Here is a 16959-nt window from a genome sequence, read left to right as displayed (position 1 = left end):
GCCGGAAGACCGGCAACTCTCAACTTACAACCCGGTAACCATTCAAAATTTAACGAAGAAACTTACCAAACGCGCGCGGGCCGTCCGCCACCGGCGCCTTGCCCGTGACCGCCAGTTTTTGGGCATCGATGCGCAACAGAATGTCCTCTCCCCAGCAGGCGACGTAGACATTCTGCTCGCCATCATCAGCCTCGATCCCCTCGGCGTGATCACAGCTATTGATCCGCTTGATGACCGCGAGCGTCGCCAGATCGAACACGGTCACCGTCCCCCCGTATTGGTCTGTGACGAAGCCCCTGCCCTGCGCAAGCGCCACGGCATACGGCCGCCGCCCGGTCTTGACGCTCCCGACCACTTTGCGCGCCGCGATGTCGATGATGGTCGCATCGTCGCTTTTCACATTGGCCGTATAGGCGCGCTCGCCGCGCGCATCGATCGTTATGCCGAACGGCCGCTTGCCGACGGGAATGGTCGCGAGCACCTTTCGGCTCTCGACATCGACGACCGAAACGCTATCGCTGTCGCGATCCGCTGAAAGCAGAAGTTTGCCGTCCGGCGTAACCGCCAAACCGGAAGGCGAGTCACCGACCTTGATCTCGCCGATGACCGCGAATTTATTCGTATCCACGATCCGGATCTTATGCGTGTACCAGTCGGCAACGTAGACTTCCGGCCGGCTCGGATGCGCAGCTATTCCGAGCGGTCCACCGCCGAGCGTCAGCCGCCGCTTGATCTTTCGCGCGACCGCATCAACCTCGGTCAATTCCGCGCTGTCGGGCGATGTCACGTAAGCAGTCGCCTTATCGCGCGAAAGCGCGATCCCGGCTGGCTTGCCGGTGACCGCGATCCGACCGCTTTCCTTCATCGTATCGAGATCGACGAACGAAAGAGTGTCCGACGGCTGGTCCGTCAGCAGCGCTTCGTGGGCAATCGCGGGAACGGCCATCGCACAGAGCGTGAGAAGGCCGAACCCGAGATTCAGAATGCGCTGCTGTCGCGGGTTTCCGCGCACTCAGTTCCCGCCTTCGATCTTCTTTTTCAGGTTCTCGAGACTGGCCTTGTAGAGACCGGTGACCGCCTTCAAGGCCACTTCATCCGTCAGATCCGGCGGCGGATCGTTCAGCATGTAGCCGCGATAAAACCCGCCCCACCAGGTGACCGTCGATTTGTTGTCGCCACTGGCTTCGACGGTGATGTGCGATGAATAATCGTTGACCGGAAACACCTTCACATCGACTTTGGTGATCTCGTAGGCATACATGTGATCGTCGGGCTCGTACTTATCGAGCTGCTCTTCGATCACGCCGCCGTTCTTGAGCGTGAGTGTCCGCGTGGCGTTGATGTCGTTTCCGCCCTTGCCCTCGGTCTTAGCCACCACCGGGATCCAGCTCGCATCCTGGAAATTGCCGACGACCTTCCAGACTTTATCGACCGGCGCGTTAATCTCGATCGTTTCGGACACTTTCTGGCGGCTGGGTCCATGAGCCCAAGCCGCACTGCACAACGACAGCGGCACGAGGCCGACGACCGTCGCGGCGATCACCAAGCGTTTCAACATAATTTCCTCCGGAGATTTCTAACGCACGGGCGGACCCGGCGCCTTGCGGCGAGCGGGGGGACATTAGGCAGGTTCATTCTCCACGAAAAGACGGCAAAATGTGTCGCATTTGAACTGACCATTCGCCGAGCTTGACCGCCCGTGTAACGTTGTTTTACCTGCGCGCATACTTTGGTCGAATCCCGCGGTCGCGAGGCCAAGGATCCATGAGGAGCCGGATTTGGAATCCCAAAAGTCGAGGAACGGCACCAACCACTATGAGAACGTTACCTGCCCGTTTTGCGGCATCTTATGCGATGATCTCGAAATCGGCCCTTCCGGTGACGGACTGAAAGTTCTCAAGAACGGTTGCGCAAAGTCCGTTGCAGGTTTCGAGCGCCCCCTCAGCGAGCCGAAGCCCCAAGTCGACGGCAAGGATGTTTCCCTCGATGACGCCGTCGCCGCTGCGGCCCGGTTGATCAAGAACAGCCGCCTCCCGGTCTTTGGTGGTCTCGGCACCGACGTCGATGGCATTCGCGCCGTGCTCGCGCTGGCCGAAAAAGGCGGCGGCATCGTCGATCATGCTCTGAGCGAAGGCCAGTATCGCAACTTCCGGGTGCTCCAAAGCACAGGCTGGGTTTTGACGACGCTCACAGAAGCGCGCAACCGCGCCGATCTTTTCATTGTCGCCGGCACCGACATCCACAAGTTGCATCCGCGCTTTTTCGAACGCGTCGTTTGCAATGAAGCCTCGATGTTCTCGGATAATCCGCCGAAGCGAACGATCGTGTTTCTCGGCGATAAGCTCGATCGCTCCGCCGTCGTGGGCAAACGCATCGGCGAAGTCCTCACGCTCCCTGTCAACGTTGACCGCATCGGCGAAATCCTCGACGCAATGCGCGCGCTCAACAAGGGCGCGACCATTTCCGGCGACACCATCGGCGGCCTGCCACGCGCGGCTGTCGAAGATCTCCTGGCCCGCTGCAAAGCCGCAAGCTATGGCGTCATCGTCTGGGCGCCGCCGAGCCTGTCGTTCGCCAACGCCGACCTGACCGTCCAGGCGATCTCCGAGTTCGTCAAAGAGATCAACCTGACCTCGCGCTTCGCCGGCCTCTCACTCGGCGGCAACGACGGCGCGACATCGGCCGGCGCAGTCTGCAGCTGGCAATCCGGCTTCCCGCTTCGTGTCTCGTTCGCGTCCGGCAAGCCCGACTATGATCCAGAGCGCTATGCGGCCAACCGTTTGCTGGCGGCAAAGGAAAGCGATCTCTTGCTTTGGCTTTCCTCGTTCTCTCCCGACATCAAGGAGCCTGATACCGATGCGCCGACGATCTTCATCGCCGCGCCGGGTATCAAACCCTCGCGCCCCCCGAAGGTCTACATTCCCGTCGGCACACCCGGCATCGATCATGCAGGCACCATGGTCCGCGTCGACAACGTCGTCTCGCTGCCGTTGAAAAAACTTCGCCCGTCGTCGCTACCCAGCGCCGCCGACGTGCTCGAAAAAATCGAAGCTGCCCTCTAGGCCAAATTCCGAGATCGAGAATGCTCATCAAGCTCACTGGCGGCAAAATCTACGATCCCGCGAACGGGATCGATGGCGAGGTCCGCGATATCTTCATCGAGGACGGCCGCATCGTTTCGCCCGATCCCAACGCCAAAGTCGCCCATGAATATCCGGTCCACGGCAAGGTGATCATGGCCGGTGGCATCGACCCGCATTCGCACATCGGCGGCGGCAAGATGACCATCGCGCGTATGATGCTGCCCGAAGATCACATGCACGATACGGTCGCCCGCACCGACATCACGCGTGCCGGCGTCGGCCACGCGGTCCCCTCGACGATGCTGACCGGCTACCGCTATGCCGAGATGGGCTATACCGCCGCTTTCGAGCCCGCGATGCTGCCCGCGAATGCCCGGCAGGCGCACATGGAGATGGCCGATACCTCGATCATCGACAAGGGCGCGTTTGTCATGCTCGGCTCGGACGATTTCTTCCTGCGCCAGCTCGCTGGCAAGAAGGACTTCTCTGCCATCAAGGATTACATCGCCTGGACCATGCACGCCGCGCAGGCGATCGCGGTGAAGGTCGTGAACCCCGGCGGCATCAGCGCCTTCAAGTTCAATCAGCGCAAGCTCGACCTCGATGAGAAGCATACCTATTACGGTGTCACTCCGCGCGACATCATCGTCACGCTCGCGCGCGGACTAAAGGAACTCGGCGTCGTCCATCCGCTCCACATTCACGGCTGCAACCTCGGCGTACCGGGCGGGTATGAAACGACGCTGGCGACCATCAAAGGATCGGAAGGACTCCCGATCCATCTGACTCACATCCAGTTCCACAGCTACGGCACCGAAGGCGATCTGAAATTCTCTTCCGCCGGCGCCCAGGTCGCCGAAGCCGTCAACACGCACAAAAACGTCTCGTGCGATGTCGGCCAGGTGATGTTCGGGCAGACGTGCACGGCATCCGGCGACTCGATGCGCCAGTTCGTGACCTCGCGCTCAGCGACACCTAAGAAATGGGTCGTGATGGACATCGAATGCGACGCCGGCTGCGGTGTCGTTCCGTTCAAGTATCGCGACAAGAGCTTTGTCAACGCGCTCCAATGGGCGATCGGACTGGAACTTTTCCTTCTGATCAACGATCCCTGGCGACTGTTCCTGACGACCGACCATCCGAACGGCGGACCTTTCACTTGGTATCCGCACCTGATCCGACTGCTGATGGACAAGGCCTTCCGCAACGACATGATGCAGAAGATCAATCCGGACGCCCTCAAGTATTCGACCCTGGCGTCACTCGATCGCGAATACTCGCTCTACGAAATCGCCATCATGACCCGCGCCGGGCCTGCACGCAGCCTCGGCCTCAAGGACCGCGGCCATCTCGGCATCGGCGCCTGGGCAGACATCACAGTCTATGACGACAATCCTGATCGCGAGGCGATGTTCACGACGCCCGAACTGCTCTTCAAGAACGGCGAGTTGATCGTGCGCAACGGCAAGATCATCAAAGTCGTCAACGGTGCGACCCACGTTGCCCGACCCACATACGATCACAGCATCGAAAAATCCTTGAAACCCTACTTCGACGATTATCACACGATCCGCATGGACAACTTCCGCCTCTCCGATGAAGAGATCATCAACGGCGGCCGTGGCTCGCTGATCATTCAACCGACCGGGGCACGCGCAGCATGAGCAAGACGGTCAACGGCATCACGATCGATGACACGTTCGCCGAAGCCTTCGGCATGACGGGCACCGGCATCATCATCACCGCCGATACTCTGAAATGGGCGCTCATCGCAGCCACCGTCGCAACCGGCTTCGGAACATCCGTTATCGGCTGCGGCGCCGAATGCGGCATCGATAAGGAATTATCGCCCGACGAGACGCCCGATGGGCGCCCCGGGGTCCGCATCCTGATCTTCGGTTTTTCGCCTGACGCTCTCGTTCCGCAGATCCGCAACCGCATTGGCCAGTGCGTGCTGACGAGCCCCGGCTCGGCCTGTTATTCCGGTCTGAAGTCGGACAAGACGACCGCCCTCGGCAAGGGGCCACGCCTCTTCGGTGACGGCTACCAGACAGCCAAGAAGCTCGGCGATAGCCGCTATTGGCGCGTCCCGGTCATGGACGGCGAGTTCGTCGTCGAAGAAGAAACCGGCATCACGACCGACGCCGTCGGCGGCGGCAACATGCTAATCGTGGGCCGGGATCGCAAGGGCTTGCTCGAAACCGCCGAAGACGCCGTCGCCGCGATCGCGAAGGTCGATGACGTCATTACGCCGTTCCCGGGGGGCATCGTCCGCTCTGGCTCGAAAGTCGGCGCCAAATATACCGGCATGTTCGCCTCCACCAACGATGCATTCTGCCCGACGCTTCGAGGCACCATCAAAAAAAGCGAAGTGTCGCCGGACACGCTGGCCGTTCTCGAAATCGTTATCGACGGCCTGACCTCAAAAGCCGTCGCCGATGCGATGCGCGTGGGGCTTAAAGCCGTGACGGACGTCGGCGCCAGTCGCGGCGTCACCAGGATCACCGCCGGCAACTATGGCGGCAAGCTCGGACAGCACCACTATCATCTGAAGGATCTGATCTGATGAGCGGCATCACGCTGCGCTTCAAGGCGCCCGCAACGGAACGGATCACGCTGGCCGGCATAACGCCATCGAAACTCGCCGCGCTCTCGTCGCACGAGACCGCCAACCTCAATGTCGGGATCGAAAAGGGCGGCATTGCACTTGGTGATGCTTTCGACATCTCAGGGAGCTCAGGCGACACGCTCACGATCGAAGGCGGAACTCCGGCCATCGACTTCGTCGGCGGCGGCCTCGATAGCGGCACCATCCGCGTCGTCGGCGACGTCGGAGCTTTCGCCGCCCGCTCCATGTCAGGAGGCAAACTCGAAATTCGTGGCAACGCAGGCGACTTCCTCGCCTCTGGCGCGACAGGCGGTTTCATCCAGGTATCTGGCAACGCGGGCGATAATATCGGCGGCGTCGCAACCGGCGATCGCTTCGGATTGCTCGGTGGCACCGTCTGGGTCGGGGGCAACATCGGCGCCCGTGCAGGCGACAAGATGCGTCGCGGCACCATCGTCGTCCGTGGCAAGACCGGCACCGGCGCGGGTTCACGCATGATTGGCGGCACGATCTGGGCCGAAGGCGGCTTCGGCGCCGAGCCAGGCCTCATGATGCGACGCGGAACACTCATTGGTCCGAGCGTCGAGAGCCTGCTACCGACGTTCGTCGATTGCGGCAAACACGATCTCGTGATCGTCCGCGTCATCGCCCGTTATCTCAAATCAACGCTCGGCGACCTGGCGCCAAAGCCTATGCCGTTGTTTGTTCAAAAGATTGGCGGCGACACGGCTACCATCGGCCGGGGCGAAATCCTCCTTCCCGCCGCTTAGAAAACCGCAACGGACAATTTTTTGCGCGGCCAAGCGTGAAACAAAGTCCCGGAGCGCAACGTCGCTATATGATAACGTTGTAGCAATCCGCTCTCCGGGATTTGAAGTTCATGATCGCGATCATTCTCTCCGCCTGCATGACAGCCGACCCGAATGTCTGCCGCGACTACAAAATTCCGATCGATGCCGACATCGACGCGATGACCTGCATGGTGCAGGCCCCACCGCACTTCGCAAGATGGGCGGAGGAACATCCCGGTTGGCAGGTGCGGCGCTGGCGATGTGGATCGGCAAGCGAAGAGAAGATCTAGCAGGCTAGAGCTTCCGCTTATCTCCCGGACGTCGCGAGTGAATAGCGCTCCGGCTCGAGACCGCTGACTTCAATCACGAACTTCTGGCGGATCGCTCGCTCGAAATCGCCGTACCCTTGGGCTGGCAGCACAAAGCTGCTTGGTCCGCCCATGACGTGTTCGCGGTACCATTGCTCGAGGGGAGGCTTACCGCCTGGAACGGCCTTCGGAAGCAGTGCCGAATCTTCCGGCGTGTCGAGCAGGATCGGGAGTCCGTTGATCGTAACACCATTGCTGACGAGTTCCCCGCGAACCTTGTCGATCGGCTCTTCGGCGTTACAGTTGTCGGGGCCGTCTCCTGAAACATCGATAATGACGCGCGCGGCCTTCGCCGGAATCTGAGGAACGATCTTGTCGTTTGCCGAGCGGAGCATGCGCGTCATGCACGTGAATTCGCCGCCTTGCTGCGGCAGCGAACGCACGCGCTTTGCGGCGGCCAACGCATCCGCTTTGTTCGCAATTCTGATCCACGGGATGACGAACGACGGCGTATCAGCCCACGTCACCATCGAAAAAAGAATGCCCCCGGCAGAACCACCGGTGATGGCGTCGATCACGCCCGGATCCTCGAGCGCCTTCGCAATTCCTTCCATCTGCAGTTTGTAGCGGCCTTCATCGACGGAATTCGAGACGTCAACGGAAACGACAAGCGCCGTGTCGACCGGAGGACCTTCCTGAGCCTGGGCTACCGCCGCAAAAGCAACGGCACAGGCAGCGGCCTGCGTGAAAATTTTGATCGCCGCCCAGCCGTGTCTAATGAATGTAAAAATGCGAAACTCCCGCAGGAACGAGCGCGGCACGATCGCACGACGCCTGATGACCCTAGCAAACAGGAATTTTTCCGCCAAGCCACCTCCGAGTTTCCCCGGCTGCCTACCTACTGGACGCTTATCATCGCCTCGGCCCAAATTCATGTCGGCCATAAGGTCGAAGCGCGGAAAGGCCGTTAATAGGCGTTCTTGCCCGTCAGAAGCGAGATCGGAGTCATCGCGATGATATAAAGATCGAACCACACAGACCAATGATCGATGTAGTACAGATCGTGCTCGACGCGTCTTTCGAGCTTTTCGTGTGTATCCGTCTCGCCGCGCCATCCATTGATCTGAGCCCAGCCTGTGACGCCCGGCTTCATGCGGTGACGTGCGAAATAGCCCTGCACGACATTCTCGTAAAGATCGCGATGAGCCCGCGCCCCCGTTGCGTGCGGACGCGGTCCTACTAACGACATTTGTCCCTGCACGACATTGAGCAGCTGAGGCAGTTCATCGATGCTGGCGCGCCGGATGATGCGGCCGACCCGCGTCACGCGAGGATCATCCCGGGTGACGAGCTTGCTCGCCGTTGCATCCTCTCGATCGACATACATCGAGCGAAATTTCAAAACTTCGATCAGCTCGTTGTCGAAGCCATAGCGCTTCTGCCGAAAGAAGACCGGACCATTGCTTTCCAGGCGAATAGCAATCGCAACGATCGCCATAATAGGCGACACCAGCAACAGCAGCAGCGCCCCAAGCAGGCGATCCTCGACGCTCTTCAGCAGGTGGTCCCAATCGCCCAGAGGTTTATCCATCGCGGCCAGCATCGGCACGCGACCGATGAAGCTGTAAGCACGCGAATTGATACGCAGCTTTGAGTTGAGCGCGGAGATCCGCACGTCGACTTGCAGCGTGAAAAGCTTTTCCAGGATCTGCATCAGGCGTTCTTCTGCCCGCGCCGGCACCGTCACGATCAAAAGGTCCACTCTGGATTTACGACAGAAGTCCGTCAGTCCTTCGAAGGTCCCGAGTCGGGCAACGCCGCCGAAATCTCCCGCCGACCTGTCTCCGCGCCGATCATCGAAAACGCCCAAGATCTTCAAATGATTTTCGCCATCTGCCCTAAGTTCGCGAATAAGACCTTCGGCCTCTTTTCCGCCGCCGACGATAACCGTGCGCCGGACAAGCACTCCGGCACGCGTCAATTTGCGAACGATCTCGGCCGCAACAAAACGGACGAGGCACATAAGCAATGCCGATAGTTCCATCCAGGCCGCAACCTTGCGTGGCGCGACCGCAGCGTCACCAAAAAAGAAGAGGATGCCCGAAATCCCAAGAGCGACCACACCGACCGAAATGAGGACCTTGACGACCTGTGATGCGAACTTTCGGAGCGATGGGATCGTATAAGACCATTGCGAGCGAAGAACGGCGATCATCAGGATCCCGACGATTCCGGTCGTCCCAATGCTCGTCCATGTAAGACTGACGGGATCGCCGGCGAAAAGATCGGCAAGCGGCCACGCGACCATGACCGCCAGTGCGTCGGCACCCGCTACCGCTAAAAGGAGTTTGGGCCTTGAGGCATTCCCAAGTCGGTCAAAAAACAGGGATCGTGCCCACGCCCGCCTGGCTTCCGCGTGCATCGACGATCCTTCATTGAATATCGATTGGGCGGACCCCGACTTCTCAACCATCACCGAAACCGCGTACTCAGCAAATCTCGAACGAAGGCATACCGCCAAGGAAGTGAGGCCCTGGTAAACAAAATGCCATCGGCGCATATCGATGCGAGCGAAGCTGGCAGCTCCGCGGATCCACGGTCAAAAAGCCGTTGCCCCCCGTGCCAAATCGAGATGCAAGCCTCGCCGGCGCGGATTTTCGTTCCGGCCCACCGATGGTCTTGATTATGCGTTAACCTTCTGAAGCTGCTGTTTTCGCGCCACACAGATCAAGGAAGACAGCGAACTCGGAACATGCGCTAAGTAATACGCAACCACATTCAGACTACGCTGTAACTCTCTGTTTTCCCGCGTCGGCGGCACTTCTAAGGTCTGAAAAATGTTCAGTTTGCATCTTGAGCGTCAGCAACTGCTCTCCCGGATAGCGACGTTCGCACTCGCGGTCATGGCATTGAGCGCGGCCCTGGACACCGCCGAAGCGGGCAAGCGTCGGCCGCGCGACATTGAAGACACCCCTCAGGACACCCTAGCCGGCTCGCCGGTAATGGCGATCGTGTCGATCAAAGATCAGCGCGTTACGATCTACGACGCGAACGGCGGCACCTCGACCGCGCGCGTCTCGAGCGGGCGGACGGGCTATGAAACGCCGGTCGGCGTCTACAGCGTCCTCCAGAAAGAGGAAGAACACTACTCGAACCTCTACGACGACGCGTCGATGCCCTTCATGCAGCGGCTGACGTGGTCCGGCGTCGCTCTTCATGCCGGCCAGCTTCCCGGCTATCCCGCTTCGCACGGTTGCGTTCGCATGCCGGACAGCTTCGCCCAGCGCCTCTTCCCGCAGACAAAAATCGGCATGCGCGTCATCGTTGCATATGACGATACGGCACCCGCGGAGATTTCCCATCCGCTGCTGATGAAGCCGACACCGCTTCAGGCTACGCAGTCGGCTGTCGCCATTCCGATGTCGTACCAGGACCCATACCAGGACGATGACACGTCAACGAGCGCCTTTACCCCCGACCTTCGCAATTGGCCGGCCCGCCAGGCCGAGTTCAACGCCTTGAAGTCTCTTGCCGATGGCAAGCAGATCCTGGCCGACGCCGCTATCGACCAAGCCAAGGAGATGGAACAACTCATCGCCGACAAAAAGGAGCCGCGCGATAGAGCGGCGAAGGGAGTTCGTAAAGCCGAAGCCGCCAAAACGGCCGCCGACAAGCGCGTTGCCAACATCGACAAGAGCCTCGCCGACGCCAAATCCGACAAAGCCAAAAAACGCTGGTCGGACGAGAAAGCTCGGGCGGCGAAAGCCGCCGACAACGCTTCAGCGAAACTCGCTGCCGCGTCAGATGCCCTCAAAGCCGCGGAAGCCGAGCTACAAAAGGCAACGGACGTTGCAGCGCCGGCGCTGGCCGCTCGCGACGCCGCCGTCGCTGCTCTCAACGGCGCCAAGCGCAAAACGCTTCCCCTCTCGATTTTCATTAGCTTGAAGAGCCAGCGCCTTTACGTTCGGCAGGGGCACGAGCCGGTGTTTGACGCTCCGGTGACGATCGCCGATCCCGAGAAACCAATCGGAACCCACGTGTTCACGGCCGTGAACTATACCGACGGCGGTAAGAACGTTCGCTGGACAGCCGTTTCGCTTGAGCACCGTGACAAGGATTATGCTTTCAACGACGACCGGCGCCAGCGGCTGAGCGACGCTGACTCGCCTCCCCTCACCGACGTCGGCGAAGCCGGCGCCGCGCTCGATCGCATCACCATTTCTCCGGACGTCGCCGCCAAGTTGTCGAGCGCCGTATGGCCCGGCACATCGCTCATCGTTTCCGATGAGCCCGCCAGCAAGGAAACCGGCAAAGCAACCGACTTCGTGGTCTTGATCAGCACCGAGCCGCAAGGCGGCATCAAGAAGCGACCGAAGCAATTCTTCCGCGGCGACAACTTCATGAGCGATAGCGCCGACGATTTCTATTACGGCTACGATCGCTATGGGCGCCGCCAAATGTATCCGCGCCAGAAGTCGTTCTTTGGCTGGTGGTGAAGGCCCGACTTTGGGTCTCCGCAACCATCGCAAGCCGCGCCCAGGAACTGATCCTGGGCCGGCGCATCGTCACATTTATCGTGGCCTGCCCTCTCAGAACCTAAAAAACCTCTGCGCCGGCAAAATATTCCATGAAATTGCCGCGAGAGCGCTATTGCGTCCTGACTGTACGGGTTGGGAGAAGAGACATGAATGCGCACGAGCGTCTTGCAGACGACATGGCGGCTCTAAGAGTGATCGAGCAGCTTCACGACGCGTTGCAATTTGCCGAAAGCGAATTGCAGCGCCGGTGCGTGATTTCCAGCAAGGTGCGGGATGCCGTCAACGCCGCCGAGTGGTATCTGACCTGCGTGCAGCGCCGGACCCAATAACCGCTGCGGCACTCCATTAGCTCTTGTCAGCTTTGGCGAAGACGGCGCCTGCCGACCGCAATGCACGCGATAGCATCGTCGAAATCCGGGCGAGAAATCCCTGCCGGAACGAGACGCTCATTGCCTCGTCGAACAATTGTTCGAACTCCGGCCGCGGATCAAGCCCGAGGCGATAGCGATGCGGATAATAGAAAACGAGTGCCGGAGAACGTCGCCACCAGACTTTGAATTCCGCTTCCGTCATCTTTTTCGGCGACACCGGCCATAGGATGCCGCCAATTTTCGACATGTCCGAAGCGATGAGATCGTAGACGGCTGTCGCGATGCCCCGCCTCTGATGGGATCGCACCACTTCGGCATTGTCTATGACGTAGATGCCGTTTGCGGCTTTCCCGATCTCGCAGAACCCAATGGCATTCTCACTGACGATCGCAGACAACTCCGTTTGGAAAACCCGATACGTTATTTTGTCGTCGGAAATTGACCGGCCGACGAAAAACGGCCTCTGGTTCTTTGTCTTCAGTTCCCCCATCGGCTCGACGCGGACCAGCGCCGCCAATCGCCTTTCGGTATCATCAGGCACTTGCGCCTTCTTCGCGTATTGAGCGATCAGATGCGCGTAAGATGCCTCGGCTTGCTCCAGTCCTTTCGAACCATTCACGGCGCGGCGGTCCCTTGAGGTCGCAGAAAGCTATGAAAATTGAATTTTAAGTTTGGGGGGATATTGCGCCCCCAATCCCTCGTGATCTGTTAAAAGTCGCGCAGTCTTTGTATCGAAGACATTACTTCCACAGACTCTGGGAACCCGCCGGATTTCCTACCCAAAACTTCTCGGCGTTGCCGTTAACGTTTGATTGGCGCGGAACCCTCGGCTCATACCCCGCACGTCGCAATCACGGCAGTCGTCTTTAATCTCCCTCCGGCCGTTCGCCTGCCATCACCGGACAGCCGGACGCATGGGTGACAAAACCTAAAACAGCCTATAGAGGGGGCTCGATTGCTTCCATTGCGCACCATGTCGGGCCGGGGTCTTCCCGCGAGATGGCTGCTCAGACCCATCAATAAGCCAACCGCCGTATACCATGTTTGGAGCGTCGGACCGCACGCGTACATTTCGCCCATTACCGGATCGCTTCCGTTCATGGCAATCTTCAAAGGACGATAACAGTTGCAGCCTTCGAACACCCGGAAAAAGCAGTTGCAGGAGCGATTGCAAGACCGAAAATCCCCGGCCAATGGCTCGCAGGTTGCACCGGCGCCCTCTCAGGCAAAGGCGCTGCTGTCGAAACAAGGCTTTGCGATTTTCGGCGCATTGGCGGTCCTCGCAGTCATCGCGGCCGGCTATGCCTATTGGCGTCACGAGACGCTTTACCCCTCGACCGATAACGCTCAGGTCGCAGCGAACATCATTCAAATTACACCTCTGGTGACCAGCGTCATCACTGAGGTCAACGTCAAGGAATACTCGGCCGTAGAGGCGGGAGACGTTCTCGTCGAACTCAATCCATTGCCGTTCCAGGGCGAAGTCAAAGTTGCAGAGCTAAAACGGGATCTCGCGCAGCAGCAGGCAGCCCAGGCCACCGGCGCCCAGGCAGCGGCGCTGAAGAACTCTATCGAACAGCTGAATGTCGAAGTCGCGAAGGCACACGCCGATCTGCAGCACGCGACCATCAAAGCACCCATCGACGGCACAGTCGGTAAAGTCCGTATTCGTCCCGGCGAAGTCGCCAAGGCCGGCACGCCGTTGTTCCCGCTCGTCGATACTTCGACCTGGTGGGTTGACGCCAACTTCAAGGAAACCGACCTCGCACGCATCAAGCCGGGCCAGCCCGCGTCCGTTTGGCTGGACAGCGACCCCTCTCGCAAGTTGACTGGCAAGGTCGAAGCTGTGAGCCGTGCCAGCGCCTCGTCGTTCTCGCTCATGCCGTCCGAGAACGCGACCGGCAGCTGGGTCAAAGTGGTGCAGCGTTTCCCCGTCCGGATAGCTCTAACGCTTCAGCCGGACGATCCTCCCCTCGGCGTCGGCGCATCGGCCTCTGTCACCATCGATACCACGTCGAACGGAGCGGACAGTGGCGGGAAGTAGCGGGCCTGCGGCGCCGCCCGCCCACACGTCCTTGAGCCCGCAAAAAATTCTGAGTTCGATCGCCGTTCTTCTGGCGGTCTTGATGGTCATCCTCGACATGACCATCGTCAACGTCGCCCTTCCCGACATGATGGGCACGCTCGGCGCGACCCCCGACCAGATCACATGGGTCTTGACGTCCTATATCGTCGCCGAAGCCATCGTCATCCCGATGAGCGGCTTTCTCGCCGAACGCTTCGGACGAAAACGCGTTCTGACGGTCAGCGTCGCAGGCTTCGTCATCGCCTCGGTACTGTGCGGCCAGGCACATTCGCTTCTGCAAATGGTGATCTTCCGCCTGCTTCAAGGCGCATTCGGAGCTAGCGTCGTTCCACTGTCGCAAGCGACGATGGTCGACAGCTTCGAACCTGAAAAGCGCGGCAAGGCAATGGCGATTTGGGGCATCGGCGTTCTGCTTGGCCCCATCATGGGCCCGACCGTCGGCGGCTTCATCACCGACCACCTCGGCTGGCAATGGGTGTTCTACGTCAACCTGCCGATCGGTATCATCAATCTTTTTCTTATCGCTGCCTACATCGAACGTTCGCCCTTTTCCGGCGCCGCGTTCGACTGGATCGGCGCGCTGATGCTCGCGGTTGGCTTCGGCAGCCTGCAGATGCTGCTCGACCGCGGAAACAGCGAAGGTTGGTTCAGCTCCCAGCTGATCGTCGGTCTGGCCGTCGTGTCCTTCATCTGCCTGACGGCATTCACGGTCCGAAGCTTCAACCGACCAGACGCAATTCTGAAGCTCAATCTCTTGAAAGATCGCAACCTCGCGACATCGACGTTCCTGATTATGGCGTTCGGCGTCGGGATGCTGAGCACGATCGCGCTGCAACCACTGTTCCTCGAACATTTGCTGGGCTATCCCGCCAGCACCGCCGGGCTGGTGATGGCACCGCGCGGCATCGCAGTCGCAGTCGGCATGATCGTCGTCGCGACGCTGATCCAGCACATCGATTCTCGATGGCTCGTCTTCTTCGGCCTGACGCTGTCTGCCGCGGGAACCTATGTCACGACCGGCTATAACCTCGACGTCGATCGCTTCTGGATCATCGCACCCAGCATCGTGCAAGGCATCGGCATGGGTATGATCTTCGTGCCGCTCTCCACCCTCGCTTATCAAACTTTGCCGAAGGACGCCTCGGATCAGGCAGCTAGCATCTTCAACATCGCCCGAACCATCGGCGGCTCACTCGGCATTGCGATGGGCGCCACGATTCTGACGCGCGTGACGCAGGAAAATCTTCAGACTCTGAGAGCCGGGATCGATCCATATAATCCCGCGCTCCAATCTTGGCTCAACTCGACCGGACTGGCGCCATCCGATCCGACCATCCAACAGATCCTGAGCTTGGAGCTGCACCGCCAATCCACGATGATCGGCTTCATCGAAGCCTTTGGCTTCGTCACCTTGAGCTTCTTGGTCCTCATCCCATTCGTGCTGCTTTTGAAACAGACGGGCGTGGCGTCACCGTTCGCGATGGACTCGAAGAAGTAGCGGTTACCGCTGCCGCGTCTGATAGTTCGGGTTGAACCAAACGGGCACGTCTTCCGCAGGCAGCGGCGGCCGGCCACGGATCGCATCAGCCAGCTTCTCCGCCATCATGATAGTGGGAACGTTGAGATTGCCGCTGACTACGTCCGGCATGATCGACGCATCGACCACACGCAACGCCTCCACGCCATAGACCCGTCCGGAACCGTCCACGACGGCCATCTCATCCGTACCCATCCGGCAGGAACAGGAAGGATGGTAGGCGCTCTCGGCCTTCGCCCGAATGAACGCATCGATGGCATCGTCGCCCGTCTCGCTCGGGCCGGGAGCGAGTTCCGCGCCGCGATATTGATCGAACGCTTTCTGCGCAAAAATCTCACGCGTCAAACGGATGCCCGCGCGCATCTCTTTCCGGTCCTGCTCGGTCTGCATGTAGTTGAAGAGCACCCGCGGATACTCGCGGGGATCAGCCGACTTGAGCTTGACATATCCTCGGCTCGTCGGCCGCATCGGCCCGATGTGCGCCTGGAAGCCGTGTCCCTTGGCCGCCGACGTTCCGTCGTAGCTGATCGCCATCGGAAAGAAATGGTATTGCAGATCCGGATGCAGGACGCCCGCTTCGCTGCGAATGAACCCGCCCGATTCAAAATGATTGGTGGCGCCGAGGCCCTTTCCGGTCAGGATCCACTCGATACCGATCCTGAGCTTCGCCAGCGGATTGTTCGCGCTATAGATCGAAACCGGCTTGGTGCATTCGTACTGGACATAGGCTTCGATGTGATCCTGCAAATTCTCGCCGACGCCTGGCAGGTCCTGCACAACGGGAATGCCGTGCTTTTTCAGTTCGTCGGCATTGCCTATACCCGACAGCATCAAAATTTGCGGTGAGTTGATCGCCCCTCCGCTCACAATCACTTCGCGCGTTGCCCGCGCCGTCTGAAGCTGGCCGCCGTGGCCGAATTCAACTCCGACCGCGCGGCGTCCCTCAAACAGAACACGCGTGACGAGCGTCTTTGCCTTCAGGTCTACTCCGCCGCGTTTCTGAGCCGGCCTCAGGAAAGCCTGCGCTGCACTCCACCGTCGGCCCTTGTAGACCGTCATGTCCATGCGGCCGAGGCCTTCTTGCTGGTAACCGTTCATATCCTCGGTCACCGGGTAGCCAGCCTGCCGCCCAGCCTCGATGAAGGTGTCGTACAGCGGGTTCGTGCACGGCGCCGTCGTGACGTAGAGCGGACCGGAATCGCCGCGATATTTGTCGCCGCCCTTGAGACGCGTCTCAGCTTTCCTGAAATAGGGAAGACAGTGAAAATAATTCCAGTTTTCCAGCCCCTGCCGGCGCGCCCAGGCGTCATAATCGAAAGCATGTCCGCGGATATAGATCATGCCGTTGATCGACGACGACCCGCCAACCACTTTTCCGCGAGGACAATACATTCGCCGGTTATTGAGATAGGGCTCTGGCTCGGATTCATACCACCAGTTGTATTTCGTGCCCGCCAGCGGATAGGCGAACGCCGACGGCATATGAATGAAAATGCTGCGATCTTGCGGCCCGGCTTCGAGTACGAGGACGCGCACACCGGAATCCTCAGAAAGACGGTTTGCCAGCACGCAACCCGCCGAACCGGCACCAACGATGATGTAGTCGTACTCTTGGCTGCTGCTCATCGCTCTGATGA

At 59.8% G+C, this 16959-nt stretch carries 15 protein-coding genes; 9 read left to right on the top strand and 6 right to left on the bottom strand.

Annotated features, from left to right (window positions below; all coding sequences use genetic code 11):
* Nucleotides 1-49: 49 nt before the first annotated feature.
* Nucleotides 50-946, bottom strand: a complete 897-nt coding sequence (locus tag QM780_RS04685) for a YncE family protein (protein ID WP_415071969.1) — start codon at nucleotides 944-946, stop codon at nucleotides 50-52.
* A gap of 66 nt (nucleotides 947-1012) precedes the next feature.
* Nucleotides 1013-1558 carry an SRPBCC family protein gene (locus QM780_RS04680; protein WP_415069325.1) on the bottom strand — a complete coding sequence of 182 codons (546 nt, stop codon included), beginning with the start codon at nucleotides 1556-1558 and terminating at the stop codon, nucleotides 1013-1015.
* Between the two features lie 220 nt (nucleotides 1559-1778).
* On the opposite strand from QM780_RS04680, the gene QM780_RS04675 reads away from it, so the two are divergent.
* The 5 genes from QM780_RS04675 (at nucleotide 1779) to QM780_RS04655 (ending at nucleotide 6772) form a co-directional block, all read left to right on the top strand.
* Entirely contained in the window at nucleotides 1779-3062 is a 1284-nt protein-coding gene (locus QM780_RS04675; protein WP_415069324.1) for a formylmethanofuran dehydrogenase, read from the top strand.
* A 20-nt stretch (nucleotides 3063-3082) separates the two neighbouring features.
* On the top strand, nucleotides 3083-4747 hold the full coding sequence (locus QM780_RS04670) for a formylmethanofuran dehydrogenase subunit A (RefSeq protein WP_415069323.1): 1665 nt from the start codon (nucleotides 3083-3085) through the stop codon (nucleotides 4745-4747).
* A complete protein-coding gene (gene fhcD / locus QM780_RS04665) occupies nucleotides 4744-5649 on the top strand; it encodes a formylmethanofuran--tetrahydromethanopterin N-formyltransferase (protein WP_415069322.1) in 906 nt (301 codons plus the stop codon). The genes QM780_RS04670 and fhcD overlap by 4 nt, the downstream gene beginning before the upstream one ends.
* Complete coding sequence (locus QM780_RS04660; RefSeq protein ID WP_415069321.1) at nucleotides 5649-6461, top strand: formylmethanofuran dehydrogenase subunit C; 813 nt, start codon at nucleotides 5649-5651, stop codon at nucleotides 6459-6461. Before fhcD ends, QM780_RS04660 begins: the two co-directional genes overlap by 1 nt.
* Nucleotides 6462-6571: 110 nt before the next feature.
* Nucleotides 6572-6772, top strand: a complete 201-nt coding sequence (locus QM780_RS04655) for a hypothetical protein (RefSeq protein WP_415069320.1) — start codon at nucleotides 6572-6574, stop codon at nucleotides 6770-6772.
* Nucleotides 6773-6789: 17 nt separating this feature from the next.
* Here the strand turns inward: QM780_RS04655 and QM780_RS04650 are convergent, their stop codons facing one another.
* Nucleotides 6790-7659, bottom strand: coding sequence for a DUF1194 domain-containing protein (locus QM780_RS04650; protein ID WP_415069319.1), 870 nt, complete (start codon nucleotides 7657-7659; stop codon nucleotides 6790-6792).
* Between the two features lie 98 nt (nucleotides 7660-7757).
* Nucleotides 7758-9098, bottom strand: a complete 1341-nt coding sequence (locus QM780_RS04645) for an undecaprenyl-phosphate glucose phosphotransferase (protein WP_415069318.1) — start codon at nucleotides 9096-9098, stop codon at nucleotides 7758-7760.
* Between the two features lie 529 nt (nucleotides 9099-9627).
* Here QM780_RS04645 and QM780_RS04640 point away from each other — a divergent pair.
* Both QM780_RS04640 and QM780_RS04635 read left to right on the top strand, forming a co-directional pair.
* Complete coding sequence (locus tag QM780_RS04640; protein WP_415069317.1) at nucleotides 9628-11286, top strand: L,D-transpeptidase family protein; 1659 nt, start codon at nucleotides 9628-9630, stop codon at nucleotides 11284-11286.
* Nucleotides 11287-11474: 188 nt separating this feature from the next.
* Complete coding sequence (locus QM780_RS04635) at nucleotides 11475-11657, top strand: hypothetical protein (RefSeq protein ID WP_415069316.1); 183 nt, start codon at nucleotides 11475-11477, stop codon at nucleotides 11655-11657.
* Between the two features lie 16 nt (nucleotides 11658-11673).
* On the opposite strand, the gene QM780_RS04630 is transcribed toward QM780_RS04635, so the two are convergent.
* Complete coding sequence (locus QM780_RS04630; protein WP_415069315.1) at nucleotides 11674-12318, bottom strand: N-acetyltransferase; 645 nt, start codon at nucleotides 12316-12318, stop codon at nucleotides 11674-11676.
* Between the two features lie 537 nt (nucleotides 12319-12855).
* Between QM780_RS04630 and QM780_RS04625 the strand changes: the two genes are divergently transcribed.
* Nucleotides 12856-13743, top strand: coding sequence for an HlyD family efflux transporter periplasmic adaptor subunit (locus QM780_RS04625; RefSeq protein WP_415069314.1), 888 nt, complete (start codon nucleotides 12856-12858; stop codon nucleotides 13741-13743).
* Complete coding sequence (locus QM780_RS04620; protein WP_415069313.1) at nucleotides 13730-15283, top strand: DHA2 family efflux MFS transporter permease subunit; 1554 nt, start codon at nucleotides 13730-13732, stop codon at nucleotides 15281-15283. The genes QM780_RS04625 and QM780_RS04620 overlap by 14 nt, the downstream gene beginning before the upstream one ends.
* A gap of 3 nt (nucleotides 15284-15286) precedes the next feature.
* On the opposite strand, the gene betA is transcribed toward QM780_RS04620, so the two are convergent.
* Entirely contained in the window at nucleotides 15287-16948 is a 1662-nt protein-coding gene (gene betA, locus QM780_RS04615) for a choline dehydrogenase (protein ID WP_415069312.1), read from the bottom strand.
* Between the last annotated feature and the right edge of the window lie 11 nt (nucleotides 16949-16959).

It is taken from the genome of Hyphomicrobium sp. (genome assembly GCF_047600905.1).
In the GTDB taxonomy this organism is placed as follows: Bacteria; Pseudomonadota; Alphaproteobacteria; order Rhizobiales; family Hyphomicrobiaceae; genus Hyphomicrobium_B.
This window is presented reverse-complemented; position numbering and strand designations above follow the sequence as displayed.